We start from the raw sequence: 20,873 nt of genomic DNA, 5'->3' as shown, positions 1-20,873 counted from the left end.
TAACTCCTCGTTGTCGGTGGAGTGTGCTTCAGTGGAGTCCGGCGAGGTGAAGGAGCAGGGACTTCACATCGGTGGCCGCGACGCGGCCTGTTACGGCGCGGGGGGTGGAGCACAGAATGAGCGGACCTTCGTCATCGCTCGTGGGGAGGCGGCCATGGCTGCCGCGAATAGGTGAGGGGTCGAGCGGTACGACCGCCATGCGGTAGCGCATGCCGAGTTTCTTGCGGGCGAGGGCCGTTGCGGCCCTGACGCGGACGTAGGGGTCCTCGGGGTCCATGAACAGTTCGACGGGGTCGTAGCCGGGTTTGCGGTGGATCTCGACGAGCTGGGCGAAGTCGGGTGCCTTGGTGTCGTCGAGCCAGTAGTAGTACGTGAACCAGGCGTCGGGGTCGGCGACGGCGACGAGTTCGCCGGAGCGCGGATGGTCGAGGCCGTGGGCCTTCTTGCCTTCGTCGTCGAGGAGTTCGGCGATGCCGGCGAGTCCGCTGAGGGCTTCGCGGGTGGCGTCGAGGTCCTCGGGGCGGCGTACGTAGACATGCGCGAGCTGGTGGTCGGCGACGGCGAAGGCGCGCGATGCCATCGCGTCGAGGTATTCCATGCCGTCCTGGGTGTGGACTTCGAGGAGCCCTGCGCGCCGTAGTTCGCGGTTGATGTCGATGTGCCGGCTGACGCGGGTGATGCCGTACTCGGAGAGGGCGACGACGGTGCGGCCTTCGCCGGCGGCGTCGTCGAGGAGGGGGGCCATGGCCGTGTCGAGGTCGGCGGCCGCCCGGTGGGAGCGGGGGTCGTCGGGGCCGTAACGCTGGAGGTCGTAGTCGAGGTGCGGGAGGTAGCAGAGCGCGAGATCGGGGGTGCGGGTGCGCAGGATGTGGCGGGTGGCGTCGATGATCCAGCGGCTGGAGACGATGTCGGCTCCGGGTCCCCAGAAGTGGAAGAGGGGGAAGGTGCCGAATCTGTCGGTGAGTTCGTCGTGGAGGGCGGGCGGCCGGGTGTAGCAGTCGGGTTCCTTGCGGCCGTCGGCGTAGTAGACGGGGCGGGGGGTGACGGTGATGTCGGTGTCGGCGCCCATGGCGTACCACCAGCAGATGTTGGCGACGGTGTAGCCGGGGTGGGCGCGGCGGGCGGCGTCCCAGAGTTTGTCGCCGGCGACGAGTCCGTTGTGCTGCCGCCACAGCAGGACGTCGCCGAGTTCGCGGAAGTACCAGCCGTTGCCGACGATGCCGTGTTCGGAGGGGAGGGTGCCGGTGAGGAACGTCGACTGGGCCGCGCAGGTGACGGCGGGCAGCACGGTCCCGAGGGGGGCCTGTGAGCCGGCGGCGGCAAGGCGTTTCAGGTGGGGCATGTGGTTCAGCAGCTGGGGGGTGAGTCCGACGACGTCCAGGACGAGAAGGGGGGTGGGGCGTGCGGTGTCGGCGGGGGTGGTGTCGCTCATGGCAGTTCCTTGAGGCCGAGGTCGGTGAGCAGGTCACGGGCGAGGGTGAGTTCGGCGGCGATCCCGTCGGCGAGCTGGGCGCGGCTGCGGGGGCGCAGCTCCTCGGGGAGGGCCTGCCAGGTGTACGTCTCGACCTCGAGATGGCGGGTGAGCGGGGTGGGGCCGCCGACGAGGCGGGCCAGGGTGTCGCGGAGTACGGGGAGGGTGGAGGTGAGCGGCGGGGCGGGCGGCGCGTGCAGGGGGACGTGGAAGTGGGCGCGCCACGGGGTGGCGTCGGGGAGGGTGTCGGCGGCGAGGGCCTCGTGGAGGTCGTCGGTGCCACGCAGTCCGGCGGTGGAGGGTGGCTGTCCCGGGCGGCGCGCCCGGGGCCGGGTGCGGGTCTGGTGGAGGAAGCGGGGTTCGGCGAAGGCGGCGAGGGCGTCGCGTACGTCGGGGAGATGAGGGTGTTCTGCGTGCAGGGCGGCGGAGAGCTGCGCTTTGGGGATGGTGATGCCCGCGGTGGTGAGGGCGTGGATCGCGGGTCCGGGTTCTTCGAAGGAGGTGGCGAGGTGGCAGGTGTCGATGCAGATGCCGATGCGGGGGCTCGCTATGGCGGCGAGGGGGCGGATGGCGTCGGCGGTGGTCTCGACGACGCAGCCCGGTTCGGGTTCGAGGGCGATCCGGACGGATTTGCCGGTGAGTTCCTCGAGTGCGTCGAGGCGTTCGGCGAGGGTGGTCAGTGCGGTGTGGGCGGTGGTGGCGGCGTGTTCGTCGTAGCGGGTGCGCCAGGCCAGCGGGAGGGTGGAGACGGACCCTTCGGTGACGTCGTCGGGCAGCAGGGCGGCGAGGAGCCGGGCCAGGTCTCCGGTGTGGGCGAGGCGTTCCGGTTCGGCCCAGTCGGGGCGGTAGACGCGGTACTTGACCTCGTCGGCGCCGAAGCCCTCGTACGGGAAGCCGTTGAGTGTGACGACCTCCAGTCCGCGGCGGTCGAGTTCGGCGCGCAGGCCGCGCAGTGCCGCCGGGTCTGTGACCAGGGCGCGGGCGGCGTCTCTGGCGAGCCAGAGGCCGATGCCGAGCCGGTCACGGCCGAGGCGTTTGCGGACGGGTTCGCTGTGGTCGCGGAGCTGGGCGAGGACACCGTCGAGGGTTTCGGCGGGGTGGACGTTGGTGCAGTAGGACAGGTGGACCGTGGTGCCGTCGGGGTGGCGGAAGCGCATGGGTCTCGCCTCCTCATTCCCCGCCGCGGAGGATGGAGTTGCCCTCGTGCAGGGCCTCGGGAGCCGGGACGTCGAGTTGGAGGCGGCCGCTCTGCCCGTAGAAGGCGACGGGGTTGCGCCACAGCACCCGGTCGACGTCGTCGTCGGTGAATCCGGCGGCGAGCATGGCGTCGGCGGTCCTGCGGGTCTTCAGCGGGTCGCTCTTGCCCCAGTCGGCGGCCGAGTTGACCAGGACACGCTCCAGTCCGTGGGTCTTGAGGATGGCGACCATGCGGTCCTCGTCCATCTTGGTGTCGGGGTAGATGGAGAACCCGAGCCAGCAGCCGCTGTCGGCGGCGTCCTTCACCGTCGTCTCGTTGAGGTGGTCGAGCAGGACCCGTTCGGGGGCGAGTGATGACTCGCGGACGGCGTCGATGGTGCGGTGCAGGCCGGCGAGTTTGTCGCGGTGCGGGGTGTGGACGAGGGCGGGCAGTCCGTGGTCGGCGGCGAGCTGGAGCTGGGCGGCGAGGGCGGTGTCCTCGGCCGATGTCATGGAGTCGTAGCCGATCTCGCCGACGGCGACGACGTTGTCCTTGACGAGATAGCGGGGCAGTGCGTCCAGGACGGGGGTGCAGCGGGGGTCGTTGGCCTCCTTCGGGTTGAGGGCGATGGTGCAGTGGTGGGCGATGCCGTACTGGGCGGCACGGAAGGGTTCCCAGCCGAGGAGGGAGTCGAAGTAGTCGAAGAAGGAGGCGGGTGAGGTGCGGGGCTGGCCGAGCCAGAAGGAGGGTTCGACGAGGGCGCGGACACCCGCGGCGTACATCGCCTGGTAGTCGTCCGTGGTGCGGGAGGTCATGTGGATGTGGGGGTCGAAGATGCGCATCAGGACTCCTCCGTGGGGGACGTCAGGGCGAGGACGCGGTGGAGGTCGGCGGGGACGGGCCGGCCGGCGGCGGTGCGTTCCGCGGCGTAGTCGGCGAGCATCCGGGCGAGTTCGGTGTCGCCGTGGGCGCGGCGTTCGAGGCCGTCGGCGGTGTCGAGGGGCACCCCGGTGAACAGGCACTTCAGGACGGCGTGGCGCCAGGAGTGCGCGGGGAGGTGCTCGGCGGCGTAGGGGCCGACGGCGGCGGCGACGAGCCGGGTGTCGTTGGTGCGCAGGGCGTCCTCGACGAGGGGGAGGCCGGCGGCGGGGTCGGGTGCGAGCTGGGGCAGGGCGAGGAGGACGGCGCGGCGTTCGGCGGCGGTGCCCTGCTGATAGAGGCGGGTGAGGGTCGGGGCGTCCGCGTGGGCTTCCGTAAGGAGGTGGGTGCGTACGGAGTCGGCGTGGTCCTGGCCGCAGTGGCGGCCGGCGGTGGCGAAGCGCAGCTCCCAGACGGGGGTGGAGTGGGCGGCTTCGGCGAGGGCTTCGTGGAGCCAGGCCCGGGCGGCGCCGTCGAGCCGGGTGTCGAGTTCCTCGCGGGTCAGGATCGCCATGCGGGTGCTCCGTTCGTGGGCGTGTGGGAGCGGAGGAACTCGATGGAGGCGCGGGCGAGTTCGGGGCCCGCGTGGGAGTGGCGGGGCAGTTCGACGACGGTCAGCCCTCGGTAGCCGGTGGCGGCGAGGGCGTCGAGGACGGGCGGGAAGTCGATCTCGCCGTCGCCGAAGGGGAGGTGTTCGTGGACGCCGCGGCGCATGTCCTCGATCTGGACGTGGCGTAGCCAGGGCGCGGCCTGTTTGACGCATTCGGCGGGGGTTGCCGGTTCCAGACACTGGCAGTGGCCGATGTCGAGGGTGAGCCCGAGGGGTTCGGGGTCACCGAGGAGGGAGCGGAGGTGGTGGAAGTCGTCGAGGGTGGCGAGGAGATGGCCGGGTTCGGGTTCGACGGCGAGAGGGACACGGGCCGTGGCGGCGGCGTCGAGGACGGGGGTGAGGGCGGCTGCGAGGCGCTGCCAGGCGGTGTCGGGCGAGGTGGCGTCCGGGGTGATGCCGCTGAAGCAGTGCACGGCGTGGGCGCCGAGGTCGGCGGCGACCTGCACGGCACGCAGGAGGAGCGCGGTGCGGGCGGCGCGGCCCTCCGGGTCCGGATCGAGGAGGGACGGGCCGTGCTTGCGGCGCGGGTCGAGGACATAGCGGGCGCCGGTCTCGACGGTGACCTCGAGCCCCAGGTCGGCGAGGCGGCCCGCGAGACGGCGGGTGCGAGGGCCGAGGTCGGGGGCGAGGGGGTCGAGGTGCATGTGGTCGAGGGTGAGGCCGACGCCGTCGTAGCCGAGGTCGGCGAGGAGGACGAGGGCGTCGTCGAGACGGAGGTCGGTGAGGCCGTTGGTTCCGTAGCCGAGACGCAGGCTCATGTGGGGCTCACCTTCCGGGCGAGGCGGCGGGCGACGGGTATGAGGCCCAGGACCGCGAGCCCGGTGCCGGTCGCTCCGGCGCGGGCGGCGAGTGCGGCCTGCAGCGGGATCATGGCGCGGATGCCGGCGCCGACGGCGCGTTGGGTGAGGGGCGGGGAGGGGTTGAGGGCGGCGTGGAGGAGGGGGGTGAGGGTGGTGCGGACGTAGAGGGCGGTGGTGAGGGCGGCGACGACGGGCCCGGCGGGGTGCGCGGGGTGCGCTCCCCCGGTTGCGCGCGGCGCGGGATGCGTCGGAGGCAGGGACCGGGCCCTGACCGTGCCACGGGCGGCGGGCCGGGCTGCCCGCGCGGGGCGGCCGGTGGGCCCTGCGGGCCGGGTGTGCCGCCCGGGGCGTGCGGGTTTCGTCGCCGGGCCGGTCACGCGCCACGATGAGCGGTGGTTGGCGTCGCGGGCGGTGATCGCGGCGATGGCGAGGGTCGCCGCCAGCGCCGCGAGGGGGGCCTTGGTGGAGCCGCCCTGGGTTTCGTGGCGCGACACCGATGTCACGGCATAGGTGTGGGCGCCGAGCAGGGCCGCGTGGGGCAGCGCGCCGCGAAAGGCACGCGGCTGGGTGGCCGTTGCGCCGAGGAGGAGGTCCAGGGTGCGGGCCGAGGCCATGGCCGCGGGGCCGGCCGGGGTGTGCTTCAGGCGGACGTCGTACGCCCAGACGGCCCCCGCCAGAGCCGTGGCGACGGCCAGGGGGGCGCGGCCCGCGCGGGCGGCCAGGACGAGACCGGCAGCGCTGAGCGCGCCCGCCGCGCTCAGGGCCGCGGCGGGACTGATCCGCCCCGACGGGATGGGGCGGTGCGGGCGGTCGACGGCGTCCTCGTCGCGGTCGGCCCAGTCGTTGAGGGCCATGCCGGCTTCGTAGAGACACAGGGAGGAACCGATGGCGAGGAGAGTGCGGCGATCGGGGCGCACTCCCGCACAGGCCGCGCCCGCGAGGGCGTCGCCGGGAACGGTGAACAGGGCGGAGACGCGCAGGAGTTCGGCCCAAGCCCTGAGCCGCCCTCCCCCTGTGGGAGCCGTGCGGGACCTCGCACCCGCCGTCCGCGCGGGCGCGGGCGGGGGTGCGGGGAGAGGCCCCGTGGCCGTGGCCGTGGACGCGGGCTCGGACTCGGCCCCCGACGGCGTCTCGCCGGCGAGGACATGGCTCCCCGCCCCCCGTTCGGCCGGTGCCGTGGCACCCGAAGGTCCCACCGGAACCGCCCGGCTCGCCGTCCACGCGGACGCGGGCGCGAGCCCGGACGCGGGCGTGGTGTTCTCCGTGCTGGGCCCGGGCACGCCCCCCGGTGTCGTGCCCGGGCGGTCGTCGGCGGTCACGGTCGCCCGTGTGGGCTCCGTGGTCCGCGGTCGGGGGATTCCCCGGGCCGTCCGGGTCTCACCGCCGCCGCCGTCGGCGCCGTCCCCGCCTGTGGGCGCGGGGTCCGGCCGGCCGGCAGGCGACAGATGGGCCGCGGCGGAGCGCAGGAGACCCAGGACGGCCACGGCGCACAGCACGCCCGGGGTGGCCCGGCGCAGCACGCCCGGGGTGGCCCGGCGCAGGGCGGCCGGGGTCATCGGGGGTCCCGGAGGCGGTCCGCGAAGGCGAGCAGGGTCGCGTACTGGTCGGCGAGCGCCGACGGGGCTCCCGGATCGGGGTCCTTGAAGTAGAAGGCGAGTTCCGGAAGGGGACCGCCGATTCCGGCTTCATGGGCGCGGGCGGCGAGCCGGGCGAGGTCGAGGACGAGGGGGGCGGCGAGGGCGGAGTCGCAGCCCTGCCACGTGGTCTGCAGGACCATGCGGGCGCCGAGGAAGCCGTCGAAGGCGATGTGGTCCCAGGCGGTCTTCCAGTCGCCGAGGGCCGGGACGTCGTCGATGTGGACCTCGCCCTCGGGTGCGGTGCCGAGGGTGTCGGCGAGGACGCGTTCCTTGCCGGCGTTCTTCGCGGCGGCGGCCGCCGGGTCGGCAAGCGCCGCCCCGTCCCCGCCGCCCAGCAGGTTGGTGCCGGACCATGCCCGTACGGACAGGGCGCGTTGCACGAACATGGGGGCGAGTACGGAGCGGAGCAGCGTCTGGCCTGTCTTGCCGTCCCGGCCGGCGTGGGGAAGTCCGCGGGCCAGGGCGGCGTCGGTGAGGGCCGCGGTGCGCAGTCCGGTGGAGGGGGTGAAGTTGACGTAGGGGCAGCCGGCTTCGATCGCGGCGGCCGCGTAGAGGGAACTCGCGGGCAGCCGTTCGCAGTCCTGGCCGGGGGCGGGCTCGGTGGAGGCGACGTTGAGGACGACGGCCCGGGCCAGGTCGTGGCGGTGGACGAAGGCGGTGATGTCGGCGGCGAAGGCCGTGATCAGTTCTTCGTCCGTGCGGGTGTCGCCGGGGAGGGGGCCGCCGGTGCGGATCTCCTCGTCCGCCGCGGCGAGTTCGGTGCGTACGGCCGTCGGCAGGCCGTGCGGGAGGACGCCGCCCGCCGCGAGGTGTTCGGCTCGTTTGGGCAGGGGGCAGGCGGCGGTGTCGTGGCCGCCGAAGACCAGGGATGACAACGATGGCAGACCGGCCGCGGCGAACGGCTCGGTTTCCGTCACCATGCCCGTCGCCGGGTGCAGTCCGGCGGTGACCGCCACGCATCCGGCGACCGCGGTGGTGGCGACGGAGCCGCGGGCTCCGATCAGCCAGACCCCGGTGCGGCGTTCCTCGGTGTTCGTCACGGGCGTCTTGGGCGTCACGGGCGTCACGGGCTGCCTCCCTGGCTCGCTGTGGTGGGGCGGCGGGCGGGGGTACGGCGTCTCCCCGCCCGCCGCCGGCTTGTGGATCCGGCAGGGGCCGCCCTATGAGGACGAGGGCAGTTCCCTGAGCTGGATGTTGCGGAAGGACACCTGGTCGTCGGCGCCGTGGTTCTGGATGCCGACGTAGCCGTCCCTGAGGCTGCGGACCGGGTCGGTGTTGGTGAAGTCGTTGATCTTCACGCCGTTGAGGAAGACCTGGAGCCGCTCACCCTGGACCTTGATCTCGTAGCTGTTCCACTGGCCCGGGGGCCGCAGCACCCGGTCGCGGGCCTTGAGGTCGGCCGACTTGAAGCCATAGACGGCGCCGGTGGTGCGGTCGGCGGCGTCGGTGGCGTCGATCTGCACCTCGTAGCCCTTGTTCACGGCGGACCAGGGGTCGTCGGAGGCCGGGAAGCCGACGAAGATCCCGGAGTTGTCGTCGCCCGCCATCTTCCAGTCGAGCTTGAGCGAGTACGACTTCAGCTCCTTGGCCTGGTACCAGAGCATGCCCATGCCGCCCTCGGAGCGCAGTTCACCGTCGACGACATTGAACTTTCCGGGTCCGGCCTGCTTCCAGCCCTCCAGGGTCTGTCCGTTAAACAGGTCCCGGTAGCCGGTGGCCGGCTTGCAGTCGGCGTTGACCTGCCCGGAGGTGTAGCGCAGGCCGCCGAGCAGATGCTGCCGGAAGGCCGGTTCGGCGTAGGACTCCTTGGTGTGTCCGCCGCCGGTGTAGAAGGCGCGGCCGCCCTGGTAGGTCTGGCACCAGGCGATCGGGTGGTCGCCCTTCATGGTGCCGCCCTGATAGGTGGTCTCGTCGAGGGTGGCGAGGACACGGGCCTGGCCGCGGGGGTTGGTGCGGTAGTTGTACCACTCGTCGGTGCGCTCCCAGGCCGCGTCGAGGTGGGAGGTCGCCGGGTGGTCGTGGTCCTCGACCCGGACGGTGGCCTTCTGGATCTGCGGGTGGGAGTGGAAGTAGGCGCCGACGAGTCCGCCGTAGAAGGGCCAGTCGTACTCGGTGTCGGCGGCCGCGTGGACTCCCATGTAGCCGCCGCCGGTGGCGACGTAGTTCTCGAACGCCTTCTGCTGTTCGGCGTTCAGGACGTCACCGGTGGTCGACAGGAACACGACGGCGTCGTAGCGGGCGAGGTTGCTGGTGGTGAACTGGGCCGGTTCCTCGGTGGCGTCGACCGTGATGTTGCTGCCGGCACCGAGTTCCTTCAGGGCCGCCACACCGGCCGGGATGGAGTCGTGGCGGAAGCCTGCCGTCCTGGAGAAGACGAGGACCCGCTTGGCGCTGCGGTCGACGGGGGTGTCGGTGAGCTCGAAGTCGTCGACGTCGTAGAGCGCTCCGGCCCCGCCCTTGAAGACCAGGAACAGCTCGGTGGTCTTCTTCGGTACGGCGCGCAGCGGGACGTCGACGTCCTGGAAGGTCTCCCAGCCGCCGGTCACGGGTACGGGCGCCGAGCCGAGCAGGGTGCCGTTCGCCGAGCCGGTGCGGACCTCGAGGAAGCCGCCGGCGCCGCCGGAGGAGATGCGGGCGGTCAGCTTGGTGGAGCCGCTGAGGTTGTAGGGCTTGAAGGAGATCCAGTCTCCGTCGTCGATGTCGCCCACGGTCTTTCCTCCGTTGGCGGGCGCCTTGTCGTAGACCTTGACGCCGGACGAGCCGGTGTAGTGCTCGGCCTGCCGGTGGCGCGGCTGGAGCTGCGCCTGGTCGTGGCCGGTGAGGGGGGCCTGGCCGCCGCCTCCGCCGTCGGTGTACTCGGCGTCGAAGACCCCGAAGATGTTCGCGTTCGGGTCGTGGCCGCCGTCGGCGGACGTCTTGATGGTGCCGGTGCAGCCGTTCGCGGAGGTCACGGGGTGGCCGTGGCTGTCGTGGCCGAGGATGTAGGTGACCTTGACCTTGGCGCAGTCGACGGTGCCGTCCTCGGGGTCGGTGGCGGTGACCTTGAACGGGATCTCGTCACCGAAGTCGAACAGGGTTCCCTCGGCGGGGAGTTGCAGGGTCACCTTGGGCGCGGTGTTGCCGACGACGACCTGGACGCTGGCGGAGCCGGTGCGTCCGGTGGGGTCCTTCGCGGTGACGGTCGCGGTGTAGGTGCCGTTCTTGCGGTAGGTGTACGCCGGGTTCGCGGCCGTGGAGGTGCCGCCGTCGCCGAAGTCCCAGCTGTAGGTCAGGGCGTCGCCGTCGGCGTCGGTCGTGCCGGCCGAGGAGAAGGCGACCTTCAGCGGTGCCTTGCCGGAGGTCTTGTTCACGGTGGCCTCGGCGACCGGTGAGCGGCCTCCGGTGGCGTTCTCGATGCGGTACAGCGCGGAGTGCTCGTCGCCGCCGAACCAGGCGGTGCCGTAGTCGAGGACGTAGAGCGCGCCGTCCGGGCCGAAGCTCATGTCCATGATCTGCGTCCCGGTCCAGGGGACGTCGTTGATGGACTGGACGGCGCCGTCGGAGCCGTGCTCGATGCGCTTGATCCAGCGGCGGCCGAACTCGCCGGCGAAGAAGTCTCCGTCGTAGGCCTCGGGGAACTTCACCGGGGAGTCGAGGGCCGGGTCGTAGTGGTAGACGGGCCCGCCCATCGGGGACTCGGAGCCGGTGCCGAACTCGGGTACGGAGCCGCCGTCGTAGGGGATCCAGGCCGGCTCGGCGGGCGGCAGCTCGGTGAGGCCGGTGTTGTGCGGCGAGTCGTTCTTCGGGGCCGCACAGTCGAAGGTCTCCCCCGACACCTTCGTGGCGAAGTCGTAGTCGACGAAGGGGTCGTTGTCGCCGGTGCAGAACGGCCAGCCGAAGTTGCCGGGCTTGGTGACCCGGGCGAACTCGACCTGTCCGGCCGGTCCGCGCTTGGGGTCGGCCGCGCCCGCGTCGGGCCCGTAGTCGCCTACGTACAGCACTCCGGTCTTCTTGTCGACGCTGAAGCGGAACGGGTTGCGGAAGCCCATCGCGTAGATCTCGGGCCGGGTCTTGTCGGTGCCCGGGGCGAAGAGGTTGCCGTCGGGGACGGTGTAGGAGCCGTCGTCGGCGACCTTGATACGGAGGATCTTTCCGCGGAGGTCGTTGGTGTTGCCGGAGGTGCGGCGGGCGTCGTAGGCCGGGTTGCGGGTGGGCCGCTCGTCGATGGGGGTGTAGCCGTCGGAGGCGAACGGGTTGGAGTCGTCACCGGTCGACAGGTACAGGTTGCCCTGCGCGTCGAAGTCGATGTCTCCGCCGACGTGGCAGCAGATGCCGCGGGTGGCGGGGATGTCGATGACCTTCTTCTCGCTGGCGTTGTCGAGGGTGCCGTCGGCCTTGAGGACGAAGCGGGAGAGCCTGTTGACGCCGTCGTACTTGGCGAAGTCGGCGGCGGTGCCGTCGTTGGGGGCGTCGCCCGCGGGGGTGTCCAGCGGGGGCGCGTAGTAGAGGTAGATGGCCCGGTTCTCGCTGAAACCGGGGTCGATGCCGACGCCCTGGAGGCCTTCCTCGTCGTGCGCGTAGACGGGGATGGTGCCGACGACGCGGGTGTTGCCGGCCGCGTCGGTCGAGCGCAGTTCGCCGTCGCGCGAGGTGTGCAGCACGCTGCGGTCGGGCAGGACGGCGAGCGACATGGGTTCGCCGACCTCGGGCTCCCCCTTGGCGAGGGTGACCTGCTGGAACTCCTCGGCCGCCGCGGCCGGTTCCGCGTCGTGCGCGGGGGTCAGGGCGCCGACGGGGGCGGCGAGGGCGAGCGACGTCGCGGCGAGGAGGCCGCCGGTGAGGAGCGCGAGTCCCTTTCTGATGCGTACTCGCTGTGCTCCGGGCCGTTTTCTGTGCACGTGTGTCCTCCGGAAATAGCGGTCGTACGGGCGGGTGCTGCTGCCGTGCGGAAGGTCCCGGGACCGGCGTGCGCCGTCACGCTGGTCGGGTCACTGGTCGTGGTCGGGGAGTATGTTTCGGGGCTATGTCCTGTACACCTCAGGGACGGTAGCCGGGTTCGTCCTGGACCGAAAGCCCTTGCGCGGGAGGGAAGTTGAACTTTCTCCCGTGGCAGGACAAAGCTGTGTCCGATCCCGCAGGTCCGAGCCCGGTGGCGGCTGCCGCCACCGGGCTCGGACCTGCGGGATCGGGCTAGTCGCCGCCTCCGAAGGCCGCGTCGAACGACGCCGACGGCGGATCGAAGTCGTACCTCTTCAGCGTGGCAAGCGCTTCCGGCGCACCGGTCAGCCGGTCCATGCCGGCGTCCTCCCACTCCACCGACACGGGGCCGTCGTATCCGATCGAGCGGAGCATGCGGAACACGTCCTCCCACGGCACGTCACCGTGCCCGGCCGAGACGAAGTCCCAGCCCCGGCGCGGATCGCCCCACGGAAGGTGCGAGCCGAGCCGGCCGTTGCGGCCGTCGAGCCGCTTGCGCGCCTCCTTGCAGTCGACGTGGTAGATCCGGTCCCGGAAGTCGTAGAGGAAGCCGACCGGGTCGAGGTCCTGCCAGACGAAGTGGCTCGGGTCGAAGTTCAGCCCGAACACCGGCCGGTGGCCGACGGCCTCCAGCGCGCGGTGCGTGGTCCAGTAGTCGTAGGCGATCTCGCTGGGATGGACCTCGTGGGCGAAGCGCACACCCTCCGCGTCGAAGACGTCGAGGACCGGGTTCCACCGCTCGGCGAAGTCCTCGTAGCCCCGCTCGATCATCCGCTCCGGTACCGGGGGGAACATGGCGACGAGATGCCAGATCGAGGAGCCGGTGAAGCCGATGACGGTGCGTACGCCGAAGGCGGCCGCGGCCCGCGCGGTGTCCTGCAGCTCGCGCGCGGCCCGCTGCCGTACGCCCTCGGGCTCGCCGTCGCCCCAGATCCTCGCGGGCACGATGGCCTGGTGCCGCTCGTCGATCGGGTTGTCGCAGACGGCCTGGCCGACGAGGTGGTTGGAGATCGCCCAGCACTTCAGCCCGTACTTGTCGAGCAACGCCCGCCGCCCGTCCAGGTACGAGGGGTCGGCGAGGGCCTTGTCGACCTCGAAATGGTCACCCCAGCAGGCGAGTTCCAGCCCGTCGTAGCCGAAGTCACGGGCGAGCCGGCAGACCTCCTCCAGCGGCAGATCGGCCCACTGGCCGGTGAAGAGAGTGAAGGGACGTGGCACGTCGAGGACCTCCTCAGACGGGAACGGGTGTGTAGACGGCGTTCTTCTCTGCGCTCTCCTCCACCGCCGCGAGTACCCGCTGCACCTGCAGTCCGTCGGCGAACGACGGCGCGGGCGCGGTGGTGCCCGCGGCGATGGCCCGCACCAGGTCGCGGGCCTGGTGCACGAAGGTGTGCTCGTAGCCGAGGGCGTGACCGGGCGGCCACCACGCCTCCAGATAGGGATGGTCCGGCTCCGTGACGAGGATCCGCCGGAAGCCGGCCGACACCGCGGGCTCGGTGTGGTCGTGGAAGGACAGCTCGTTGAGCCGCTCCAGGTCGAAGGCGAGCGAGCCGCGCTCACCGTTGATCTCCAGCCGCAGGGCGTTCTTGCGACCCGCCGCCATCCTGGTCGCCTCGAAGGAGGCCAGTGCCCCGGAGGCGAGCCGCCCGGTGAACAGGGCCGCGTCGTCCACGGTGACCTCACCGCGCCCGCTCGCCCCGCTCGCCGAGAGCCCCGTGGAGGCTCCGGCGAGCAGCGGCCGCTCCCGTACGAAGGTCTCGGTGAGCGCGGAGACCCCGACCAGCTGCTCCCCCGTCAGGTACTGCGCGAGGTCCACGGCGTGCGCCCCCAGGTCGCCGAGCGCCCCCGATCCCGCGTGCTCGCGCTCCAGCCGCCAGGTCAGCGGGAAGTCCGGGTCGACGAGCCAGTCCTGCAGGTAGGTGATCCGTACGTGGCGCAGCGCACCGAGCCGGCCGTCGGCGATCAGCCGGCGGGCGTACGCGATCGCGGGCAGCCGCCGGTAGTTGAAGCCGACCATGGCGACCTGGCCGCGGGCGGCGGCCGCCTCGGCCGCGGCGACCATCGCCTCGGCCTCGGCGACCGAGTTGGCCAGCGGCTTCTCGCACAGGACGTGCTTGCCCGCCTCCAGCGCCGCGACGGCGATCTCCGCATGGCTGTCGCCCGGGGTGCAGATGTCGACCACCTGCACGTCGTCCCGGGCGATGAGGGCTCGCCAGTCGGTCTCCGCCGCCGCCCAGCCGTGCCGGTCGGCGGCGGCCCGGACGGCGGCCGCGTCACGGCCGCCGATCGCGGCGAGGACCGGGCGCAGCGGCAGGTCGAAGACCCGGCCCACGGTGCGCCAGCCCTGTGAGTGGGCGGCGCCCATGAACGCGTATCCGACCATGCCGACGCCGAGTGCCGGCTCCACGGGCGGCGGGGGCGGCCCGGCCTCGATGTCCCTCTGTTCCTTACCGGCCATACGGGTTCCTCCTCGTCGGTTGCGCGGTGGGGGCGGGCGGGCCGATCAGTTGAAGCCCGTGGGCAGATACTGGTCGACGTTGTCCTTGGTGACGACGGCCGAGTAGAGGGTGATGGAGGCGGGGATCTCCAGCTCCGCCATGCCGCTGACGCCCTTGGCCTGGCCGAGGGCGCGGGCCAGGTCGATGGCGGAGGCGGCCATCGTCGGCGGGTAGAGGACCGTTGCCTTCAGCACGCTGTTGTCGGCCTTGATGGCGTCCATCGCGGACTTGGCGCCTGCGCCGCCGACCATGAGGAAGTCGTCCCGGCCGGCCTGCTGGATGGCGCGCAGGGCACCCACGCCCTGGTCGTCGTCGTGGTTCCACAGCGCGTCGAACTGCTTCTGCGCCTGGAGCAGCTGGGCCATTTTGGCCTGGCCGGACTCGACGGTGAACTCGGCCGCCTGGCGGGCGACCTTCTTGATGTTGGGGTAGTTCTTCAGGGCGTCGTCGAAGCCCTGGGTGCGCTGCTTGGTGAGCTCCAGGTTGTCCATTCCGGCGAGCTCGATGACCTTGGCGTTCGGCTTGTCCTTGAGCTGCTCGCCGATGAAGCGGCCCGCGTTGAGGCCCATGCCGTAGTTGTCGCCGCCGATCCAGCAGCGGTACGCCTGCGGGGAGGCGAAGATCCGGTCCAGGTTGATCACCGGGATGCCGGCCTTCATGGCCTGGAGGCCGACCTGGGTGAGGGCCTTGCCGTCGGCCGGCAGGATCACCAGGACGTCGACCTTCTTGTTGATCAGCGTCTGGATCTGGCCGATCTGGGCGGCGGTGTCGTTCGAGCCCTCGGTGATCTCCAGGGTCACCTCGGAGTACTTCTTGGCGCGCTCCTTGGCGTTCTCGTTGATCGCGTTGAGCCAGCCGTGGTCGGCCTGCGGTCCGGCGAAGCCGATGGTGACGGCCTTTCCGGGCTTGTCGTCGGCGGCCGGGACGTTGTTGGTGGCCGTGTCGCTCTTCATCGGCTCGTTGCTCGTGCAGGCGGTGAGGAGGGCGCCGGCGGAGACGGCGGCGGTGCCGAAGAGCAGTCCTCTGCGGCTGGTGGCCGGGATTTCTGGCATGGCGATGGACCCCTTTCGGGCCAGGCGTGATCGGGCGTGCGGGGCGGGTTGAGAGGGGGAAGGGTGCGAGGTGTCACGTACGCGATGGCACGTACGCGACGGCACGAGCGCGGTGTCACGGGCGCAATGTCACACGCCCGGTGTCACATGTGCTGTGTCATGCCTCGCCGTTGCGCAAGGTGCTGCGCTGGACCAGGACGGCGGCCACGATGATCGCTCCCTTGGCGATCTGCTGGACGGCGCTCTCCAGATTGTTGAGGGCGAAGATGTTGGTGATGGTGGTGAAGACGAGGACACCGAGAACGGAGCCGACGATGGTGCCGCGGCCGCCGCTGAGCAGGGTGCCGCCGATGATCGCGGCGGCGATGGCGTCGAGTTCGTACAGGTTGCCGTTGGTGTTCTGGCCGGAGCCCGACAGGATGATCAGCAGGAAGGCAGCGATGCCGCAGCACAGCCCGGAGAGCAGATACAGGTAGAGCCGCTGGCGGCGTACGTCGATGCCAGCGAGCCGGGCCGCTTCCGCGTTGCCGCCGACGGCGACGGTGCGGCGCCCGAACGTGGTCCGGTTCAGTACCAGCCAGCCGACGGCGGTGACGGCGGCGAAGACCAGCACCAGCGGAGGGATGCCGAGCAGATAGGAGTCGGGGACGCCGAGGTCGAGCACCTGCTGCACGCTCACGATCTGCGTCTTGCCGTCGGTGATCTGCAGGGCGAGACCGCGTGCCGAGGCGAGCATGGCGAGGGTCGCGATGAACGGCACCATGCCGCCGTAGGCGATGAGCAGACCGTTGACCAGACCGCAGCCGACTCCGACGATCAGCGCGGTGAAGAGGATGCCCGCGAAGCCGTACTCCTGGGTGGCGAGGGTCGTCGCCCACACCGACGCCAGGGCCACGATCGCGCCGACGGACAGATCGATGCCGCCGCTGGTGATGACGAAGGTCATGCCGACGGTGACGACGCCGATGACGGACGCCTGGGTGAGCACCAGCTGGAGGTTGGAGGTGTCCAGGAAGGTGTCGGGCTTGGTGATGCCGCCGACCGCGACGAGCACGGCGAGGACGCCGAGCAGCGACAGGTTGCGGATGTCGGCGCGCAGTCCCAGGGCCGGCCGGCCGGCCTTGGCGGCCGGGGACGTGACCGGGGCCGGCGGGGGTGCCTGCGGGGCCTCGGAGGCGGGCTGCGTCATGAGCTCGGGCTCCCTTCCATGACGAGGTCGAGTACGCGGTGCTCGTCCAGCTCCCCGGCGGGCGCCGTGTGCACGACACGGCCTTCGCGGAGCACCAGCACCCGGTCGGCGAGGCCCAGCACTTCGGGGACCTCGCTGGAGACGAGGAGGACGGCGAGCCCTTCGTCGGCGAGCCGGCGGATCACCGCGTACAGCTCGGCGCGGGCGCCGACGTCGACGCCGCGGGTCGGCTCGTCCAGCAGCAGGACACGGCAGCCGCGCAGCAGCCAGCGGGCGAGGACCGCCTTCTGCTGGTTGCCGCCGGAGAGGGTGCGGATACGGGCGTCGGGATTGTCGGGGCGCAGCGACAGCTCCCGGGTGGCCCGCTGTGCGGCCCGGCGTTCGGCGCCGCGGTCGAGCCAGCCGCCGCGGGAGAAGCGGGACAGGGAGGACACCGACACGTTGCGGGTGACGGATTCCAGCATCAGCAGGCCCTGGGCCTTGCGTTCCTCGGGTGCGAGTCCGAGTCCGGCACGGACGGCGGAGCGTACGCTGCCGGGTTTGAGGGCGTGGCCGTCGACACTGACCCGGCCCGCGGTGGGCCTGCGGGCTCCGAAGATGGTCTCCAGGATCTCGGAGCGTCCCGAGCCGACGAGACCGGCGAGTCCGACGATCTCCCCCGGGCGCAGTTCCAGGTCGACGGGTGCGAACTCGCCGTCACGGGCCAGCCCTTGGACGCGCAGGACGGGGACGCCGCCGGGCGCGACGGTGGGCCGGCCGGGGAAGACGTACTCGACGTTGCGGCCGGTCATCATGGCAACGATGTCCCGCGTGGGGGTCTCCTTGGCGGGCAGCCCGCCGGCCACGGCCCGGCCGTCCTTGAGGACGGTGACGCGGTCGCCGATGCGGCGGATCTCCTCCAGCCGGTGGGAGATGTAGACGACGGCGACGCCGGCGGCGGTGAGGCCGGCGACGATACGGAAGAGGTTGTCGGTCTCGTCGGGGTCGAGGGCGGCGGACGGCTCGTCCATGACGATGAGGCGTACGTCGTGGGAGAGCGCGCGGGCCATGGAGACGATCTGCTGCTGGGCGGCGGAGAGTCGGCCGACCGGGCGGGCGGGATCGATCTCGGGGTGGCCGAGGCGGCGCAGGAGCGCGGTGGTGGCCTGACGGGCCTCCCGGCCGCGGACGACGAACCCGGCGGCGGTCGGCTCATGGCCGAGGAACACGTTCTCGGCGACCGACAGGCCCTCCACCAGGTCGAGTTCCTGGTAGATGGTGGCGATGCCGAGGCGCATGGCGGCGATGGGCGACTTCAGCGCGACGGGCTCGCCGCGCCAGGTGATCTGTCCGTCGTCGGGCTGGTGGGCTCCGGCGAGCACCTTGATGAGGGTGGACTTCCCGGCACCGTTCTGGCCGAGGAGGCAGTGGACCTCACCGGCCTGGACGTCCAGGTCCACCCCGTCGAGGGCGCGGACGCCGGGGAAGGACTTGGTGATGCCGGACATGGTGAGCAGGGGTGGTGCGGGGGGTGCGGGTGGTTCTGGTGCCATGGCGGATCCCCTCGGCGGATGCGGCCGGTGAGCGAGCAGGGCTGATGACCAGTGCGCGGTGCGGGTGGTGCCGTCAGGTGCGGGACGCCGGGTGGCTCGTGCCCGTCCGTTCCTTCCCCGGGCCTTCGTCCGGAGCCCCGTGCGGAACGGACGGCCATGGGCCGCCGGGGTTGATCAGGCGGGAGAGAACAGGTGGTCGCTGATGAGGCGGGCCGCGCCGATGACGCCGGCGGTGGGGCCCAGTTCGCCCAGCACGATGGGGAGATTGCCGGTGGCCAGCGGCAGTGACTGCCGGTAGACCTGGGTGCGGACGCTGGCGAGCAGGGTGTGGCCGAGTCCGGTGACCCCGCCGCCGATCACCACGAGGCCCGGGTTGAAGAAGCTGACGAGTCCGGCGATGACCTGGCCGACCCGGTTGCCGCCCTCGCGGATGAGGTCGAGTGAGGTCGAGTCGCCGGCCGCGGCCGCCGTGGCGACGTCGGCGGCGGTGAGCCTGCCCGCCGTGTCCAGCCGCGCGGCGAGCTCCGGCGACCGTCCGGTGCGGGCCGCGTCCTCGGCGTCGCGGGCGAGCGCGGCACCGCTGAAGTGGGCTTCCAGGCAGCCCTTGTTGCCGCAGGCGCAGGCACGTCCGTCGGCCTCGACCTGGATGTGGCCGATGTCGCCCGCGCTGCCGGTCGTACCCCGGTAGACCTCGCCGCCGACGACGATGCCGCAACCGATACCCGTACCGATCTTGATGCAGAGGAAGTCGCCGACGGAGCGTGCGACGCCCGCGTGCTGCTCCCCCATCGCCATCAGGTTCACGTCGTTGTCGACCATGACGGGGCAGCCGAGTTCCTGGCTGAGTGCCTCGCGGACCGGGAAGCCGTCCCAGCCGGGCATGATCGGTGGCGCGACGGGGACGCCTTCGGGGTAGCGGACGGGTCCCGGTACGCCGATGCCCGCGCCGTCGAAGCCCTCGGCGAGGCCGGAGGCCTTCAGCTTGGCGGCCATGGCGAGGACCTGCTCGAAGACGGCGACCGGGCCTTCCCGGACGTCCATCGGGTGGTTGAGGTGGCCGAGGACCTCCAGTTCGGCGTTGGTGACGGCGACATCGACGGAGGTGGCTCCGATGTCGACGCCGAGGAAGCGCAGGTTCGGGGCGAGCCGGATGTTGTGCGAACGGCGGCCGCCACGGGAGGCGGCGAGACCGTCCGCGACGACCAGCCCGGTCTCGAGCAGCCGGTCGACCTCGACGGCGAGCTTGGAACGGGAGAGGTCGACCTGATCGCCCAGCTGGGCGCGGGAGTTGGGACCGCCGTCACGCAACAGCCGCAGAAGTCGCGCCTGGTGCGCGTTGGCCGGTCGAGCCGTCATGCGTCTCACGCGCCCCTCCCTCCCCTGAACATCTGCATGGGGAACCCCAGTCAGCCGCTTCTGTCGGGCTTTCGAGGGGAACCTAGCAGCGCTTTCCCCGAGTGGGAAGAAGTTGAGCAGCAATCCACCACAACTTTCTCCACACCCAGGACAAAGCCGTGGGAGGGCAGCCGGTGACGGCCCGGCACCGGCTCAGGGGACGAGGTGGCTGAACCCCACTTCGTAGCGTTCGACGGAGACGATGCGCTGGCCTTCCCTGTGCGCGGTCTCCACCCGGATCTGGTCGGCGCGCTCCTCGCTCGCCCGCATGGTCTGCTCGTCCTCCCACAGGGTCAGCGACACGGCCTTGCCGGTCGCCCGCTCGACGAAGTAGTAGACGCCGAGGAAGCCGGGAAGTCCCCCTACCCGCTTGACGACCGCTTCCGCGTGCGCCGACTGATCGCCCTCGGCGGGGACGGGCGATCCCTGGTACCTGCTCAGTCTCGCGAACATCGCAGCTCCCCTTCCTCCACGGCCCTGCGCCGGGCGGCCGGCAGCCCCAGGACCAGCGTGCCCCGCGCGGCCGCTCCCCGCACGCCGCGCCGGGCACCCTGGGGCGGGCGCTGCGACGGCACCGGGTGGTGGGCGCTGCGACGCCACGGGGCACCGGGCGCTCCGATTGCACCGGGTGGCGGGCGCCACGGCCCGGCGCGAGACTGGGTTGGGAGTGCCCGGCCGCAGGTGGAGGGAACCCGCATGATTCTGGTGACCGGCGCCACGGGCCATGTCGGCTCGGAGCTGGTGAGCGCGCTGGCCCGGGCGGGAGCACCGGCGCGGGCGTTCAGCCGGTCCGCGGCCTCGGCGGATCTGCCCACGGGCGCTGAGGGAGTGTCAGGGGATCTGAACAGCGCCGCTTCGGTGGCGGCCGCGCTCGACGGCGTACGGGCCGTCTTCCTGATGCCCGGCCACCGGCAGGCGCACGAGTCGCTCACCGCCATGCGCGCGGCCGGGGTCGAACGGGTCGTGCTGCTGTCCGGCGCCTCGGTGCCCGACGGTGACATGTCGAACGCCGTGACCCGCTACATGGCCGAGGCGGAGGCGGCGGTCAGGGAGTCGGGGCTGCCGTGGACGTTTCTGCGCCCGTTCTCGTTCATGTCGAACACCCTGGAGTGGGCGGAGGCGCTGCGCGCGGGGAGCGACACCGTGCGCGCCCCGTTCGCCGGTGTACGCAGCGCCGTCGTCGACCCCCGCGACATCGCCGCCGTCACGGCGGTCGCGCTGACGGGGTCCGGTCACGAGGGCCGGGCCTACACGCTGTCCGGTCCCCAGGCGCTTCTGCCCGCCGACAGGGCGCGGATCCTCGGCGAGGTACTCGGCCGGACGCTGCGCTTCGAGGCGCTGTCGGACGAGGAGGCACGGGCCGTGATGGAGGCCCGGATGCCGGTCGAGTACGTCGACGCGTTCTTCGGCTTCTTCGCCGAGGGGACGCTGGACGAGTCGCCGGTGCTGCCTGCCGTCGGCGATCTGACGGGCCGCCCGCCACGGACGTTCGCCCAGTGGGCGCAGGCGCACGCCGACGCCTTCCGGGGTGCGGCCGCGTTCCGTATGTGAGACCGCGCCCCTGAGGGGGCCGTAGTTCCGGACGAGCGGCGTCGTACCTGCACCGGGCCGCAGTTCCCGAGGAGGGCCGTGCCGCCT

Annotated in this window: 16 protein-coding genes; 1 reads left to right on the top strand and 15 read right to left on the bottom strand. The window is 72.0% G+C overall.

The annotated features are described in order from the left end of the window. Positions 1-28 precede the first annotated feature (28 nt). From ACIQMR_RS27815 to ACIQMR_RS27745, 15 genes are all read right to left on the bottom strand, one after another. Positions 29-1,432 (bottom strand): nucleotide pyrophosphatase/phosphodiesterase family protein, encoded by a 1,404-nt coding sequence (locus tag ACIQMR_RS27815; RefSeq protein WP_401392745.1) that lies wholly within the window; start codon positions 1,430-1,432, stop codon positions 29-31. Continuing rightward, a complete protein-coding gene (gene eboE / locus ACIQMR_RS27810) occupies positions 1,429-2,628 on the bottom strand; it encodes a metabolite traffic protein EboE (protein WP_401392742.1) in 1,200 nt (399 codons plus the stop codon). Before eboE ends, ACIQMR_RS27815 begins: the two co-directional genes overlap by 4 nt. Before the next feature lie 13 nt (positions 2,629-2,641). Beyond that, entirely contained in the window at positions 2,642-3,490 is an 849-nt protein-coding gene (locus tag ACIQMR_RS27805) for a TatD family hydrolase (RefSeq protein WP_401392739.1), read from the bottom strand. Then, positions 3,490-4,080: an EboA domain-containing protein gene (locus tag ACIQMR_RS27800; RefSeq protein ID WP_401392736.1), complete on the bottom strand. Its 591-nt coding sequence runs from the start codon at positions 4,078-4,080 to the stop codon at positions 3,490-3,492. The genes ACIQMR_RS27805 and ACIQMR_RS27800 overlap by 1 nt, the downstream gene beginning before the upstream one ends. Beyond that, the gene (locus ACIQMR_RS27795; protein WP_401392733.1) at positions 4,068-4,934 is read right to left on the bottom strand and encodes a sugar phosphate isomerase/epimerase family protein; all 867 of its coding nucleotides are present in this window, start codon (positions 4,932-4,934) and stop codon (positions 4,068-4,070) included. Before ACIQMR_RS27795 ends, ACIQMR_RS27800 begins: the two co-directional genes overlap by 13 nt. Beyond that, positions 4,931-6,172: an SCO3242 family prenyltransferase gene (locus tag ACIQMR_RS27790; protein ID WP_401392809.1), complete on the bottom strand. Its 1,242-nt coding sequence runs from the start codon at positions 6,170-6,172 to the stop codon at positions 4,931-4,933. The genes ACIQMR_RS27795 and ACIQMR_RS27790 overlap by 4 nt, the downstream gene beginning before the upstream one ends. A 356-nt stretch (positions 6,173-6,528) precedes the next feature. Beyond that, complete coding sequence (locus tag ACIQMR_RS27785) at positions 6,529-7,680, bottom strand: inositol-3-phosphate synthase (RefSeq protein WP_401392731.1); 1,152 nt, start codon at positions 7,678-7,680, stop codon at positions 6,529-6,531. Between the two features lie 93 nt (positions 7,681-7,773). After that, a complete protein-coding gene (locus ACIQMR_RS27780) occupies positions 7,774-11,490 on the bottom strand; it encodes a ThuA domain-containing protein (protein WP_401392728.1) in 3,717 nt (1,238 codons plus the stop codon). A 292-nt stretch (positions 11,491-11,782) separates the two neighbouring features. Then, entirely contained in the window at positions 11,783-12,787 is a 1,005-nt protein-coding gene (locus tag ACIQMR_RS27775) for a sugar phosphate isomerase/epimerase family protein (RefSeq protein ID WP_401392725.1), read from the bottom strand. A 13-nt stretch (positions 12,788-12,800) separates the two neighbouring features. Continuing rightward, positions 12,801-14,027 (bottom strand): Gfo/Idh/MocA family protein, encoded by a 1,227-nt coding sequence (locus tag ACIQMR_RS27770; RefSeq protein ID WP_401392722.1) that lies wholly within the window; start codon positions 14,025-14,027, stop codon positions 12,801-12,803. Between the two features lie 45 nt (positions 14,028-14,072). Further along, a complete protein-coding gene (locus ACIQMR_RS27765; RefSeq protein ID WP_401392719.1) occupies positions 14,073-15,119 on the bottom strand; it encodes a substrate-binding domain-containing protein in 1,047 nt (348 codons plus the stop codon). A 157-nt stretch (positions 15,120-15,276) separates the two neighbouring features. Then, positions 15,277-16,308 (bottom strand): ABC transporter permease, encoded by a 1,032-nt coding sequence (locus ACIQMR_RS27760; protein ID WP_401392716.1) that lies wholly within the window; start codon positions 16,306-16,308, stop codon positions 15,277-15,279. Further along, positions 16,305-17,840 (bottom strand): sugar ABC transporter ATP-binding protein, encoded by a 1,536-nt coding sequence (locus tag ACIQMR_RS27755; RefSeq protein WP_401392713.1) that lies wholly within the window; start codon positions 17,838-17,840, stop codon positions 16,305-16,307. The genes ACIQMR_RS27760 and ACIQMR_RS27755 overlap by 4 nt, the downstream gene beginning before the upstream one ends. A 174-nt stretch (positions 17,841-18,014) precedes the next feature. Then, positions 18,015-19,196, bottom strand: a complete 1,182-nt coding sequence (locus ACIQMR_RS27750) for an ROK family protein (protein WP_401392806.1) — start codon at positions 19,194-19,196, stop codon at positions 18,015-18,017. A gap of 192 nt (positions 19,197-19,388) precedes the next feature. After that, positions 19,389-19,688 (bottom strand): hypothetical protein, encoded by a 300-nt coding sequence (locus ACIQMR_RS27745; protein WP_401392710.1) that lies wholly within the window; start codon positions 19,686-19,688, stop codon positions 19,389-19,391. A 243-nt stretch (positions 19,689-19,931) separates the two neighbouring features. On the opposite strand from ACIQMR_RS27745, the gene ACIQMR_RS27740 reads away from it, so the two are divergent. Continuing rightward, positions 19,932-20,786, top strand: coding sequence for an NAD(P)H-binding protein (locus ACIQMR_RS27740; RefSeq protein ID WP_401392707.1), 855 nt, complete (start codon positions 19,932-19,934; stop codon positions 20,784-20,786). The last annotated feature ends 87 nt before the right edge of the window (positions 20,787-20,873 follow it).

Source organism: Streptomyces sp. NPDC091376, assembly GCF_044757085.1.
Taxonomy (GTDB): domain Bacteria; phylum Actinomycetota; class Actinomycetes; order Streptomycetales; family Streptomycetaceae; genus Streptomyces; species Streptomyces pratisoli.
Note: the sequence above shows the minus strand (reverse complement) of the source record. Positions and strands in the feature narration are given on the sequence as shown.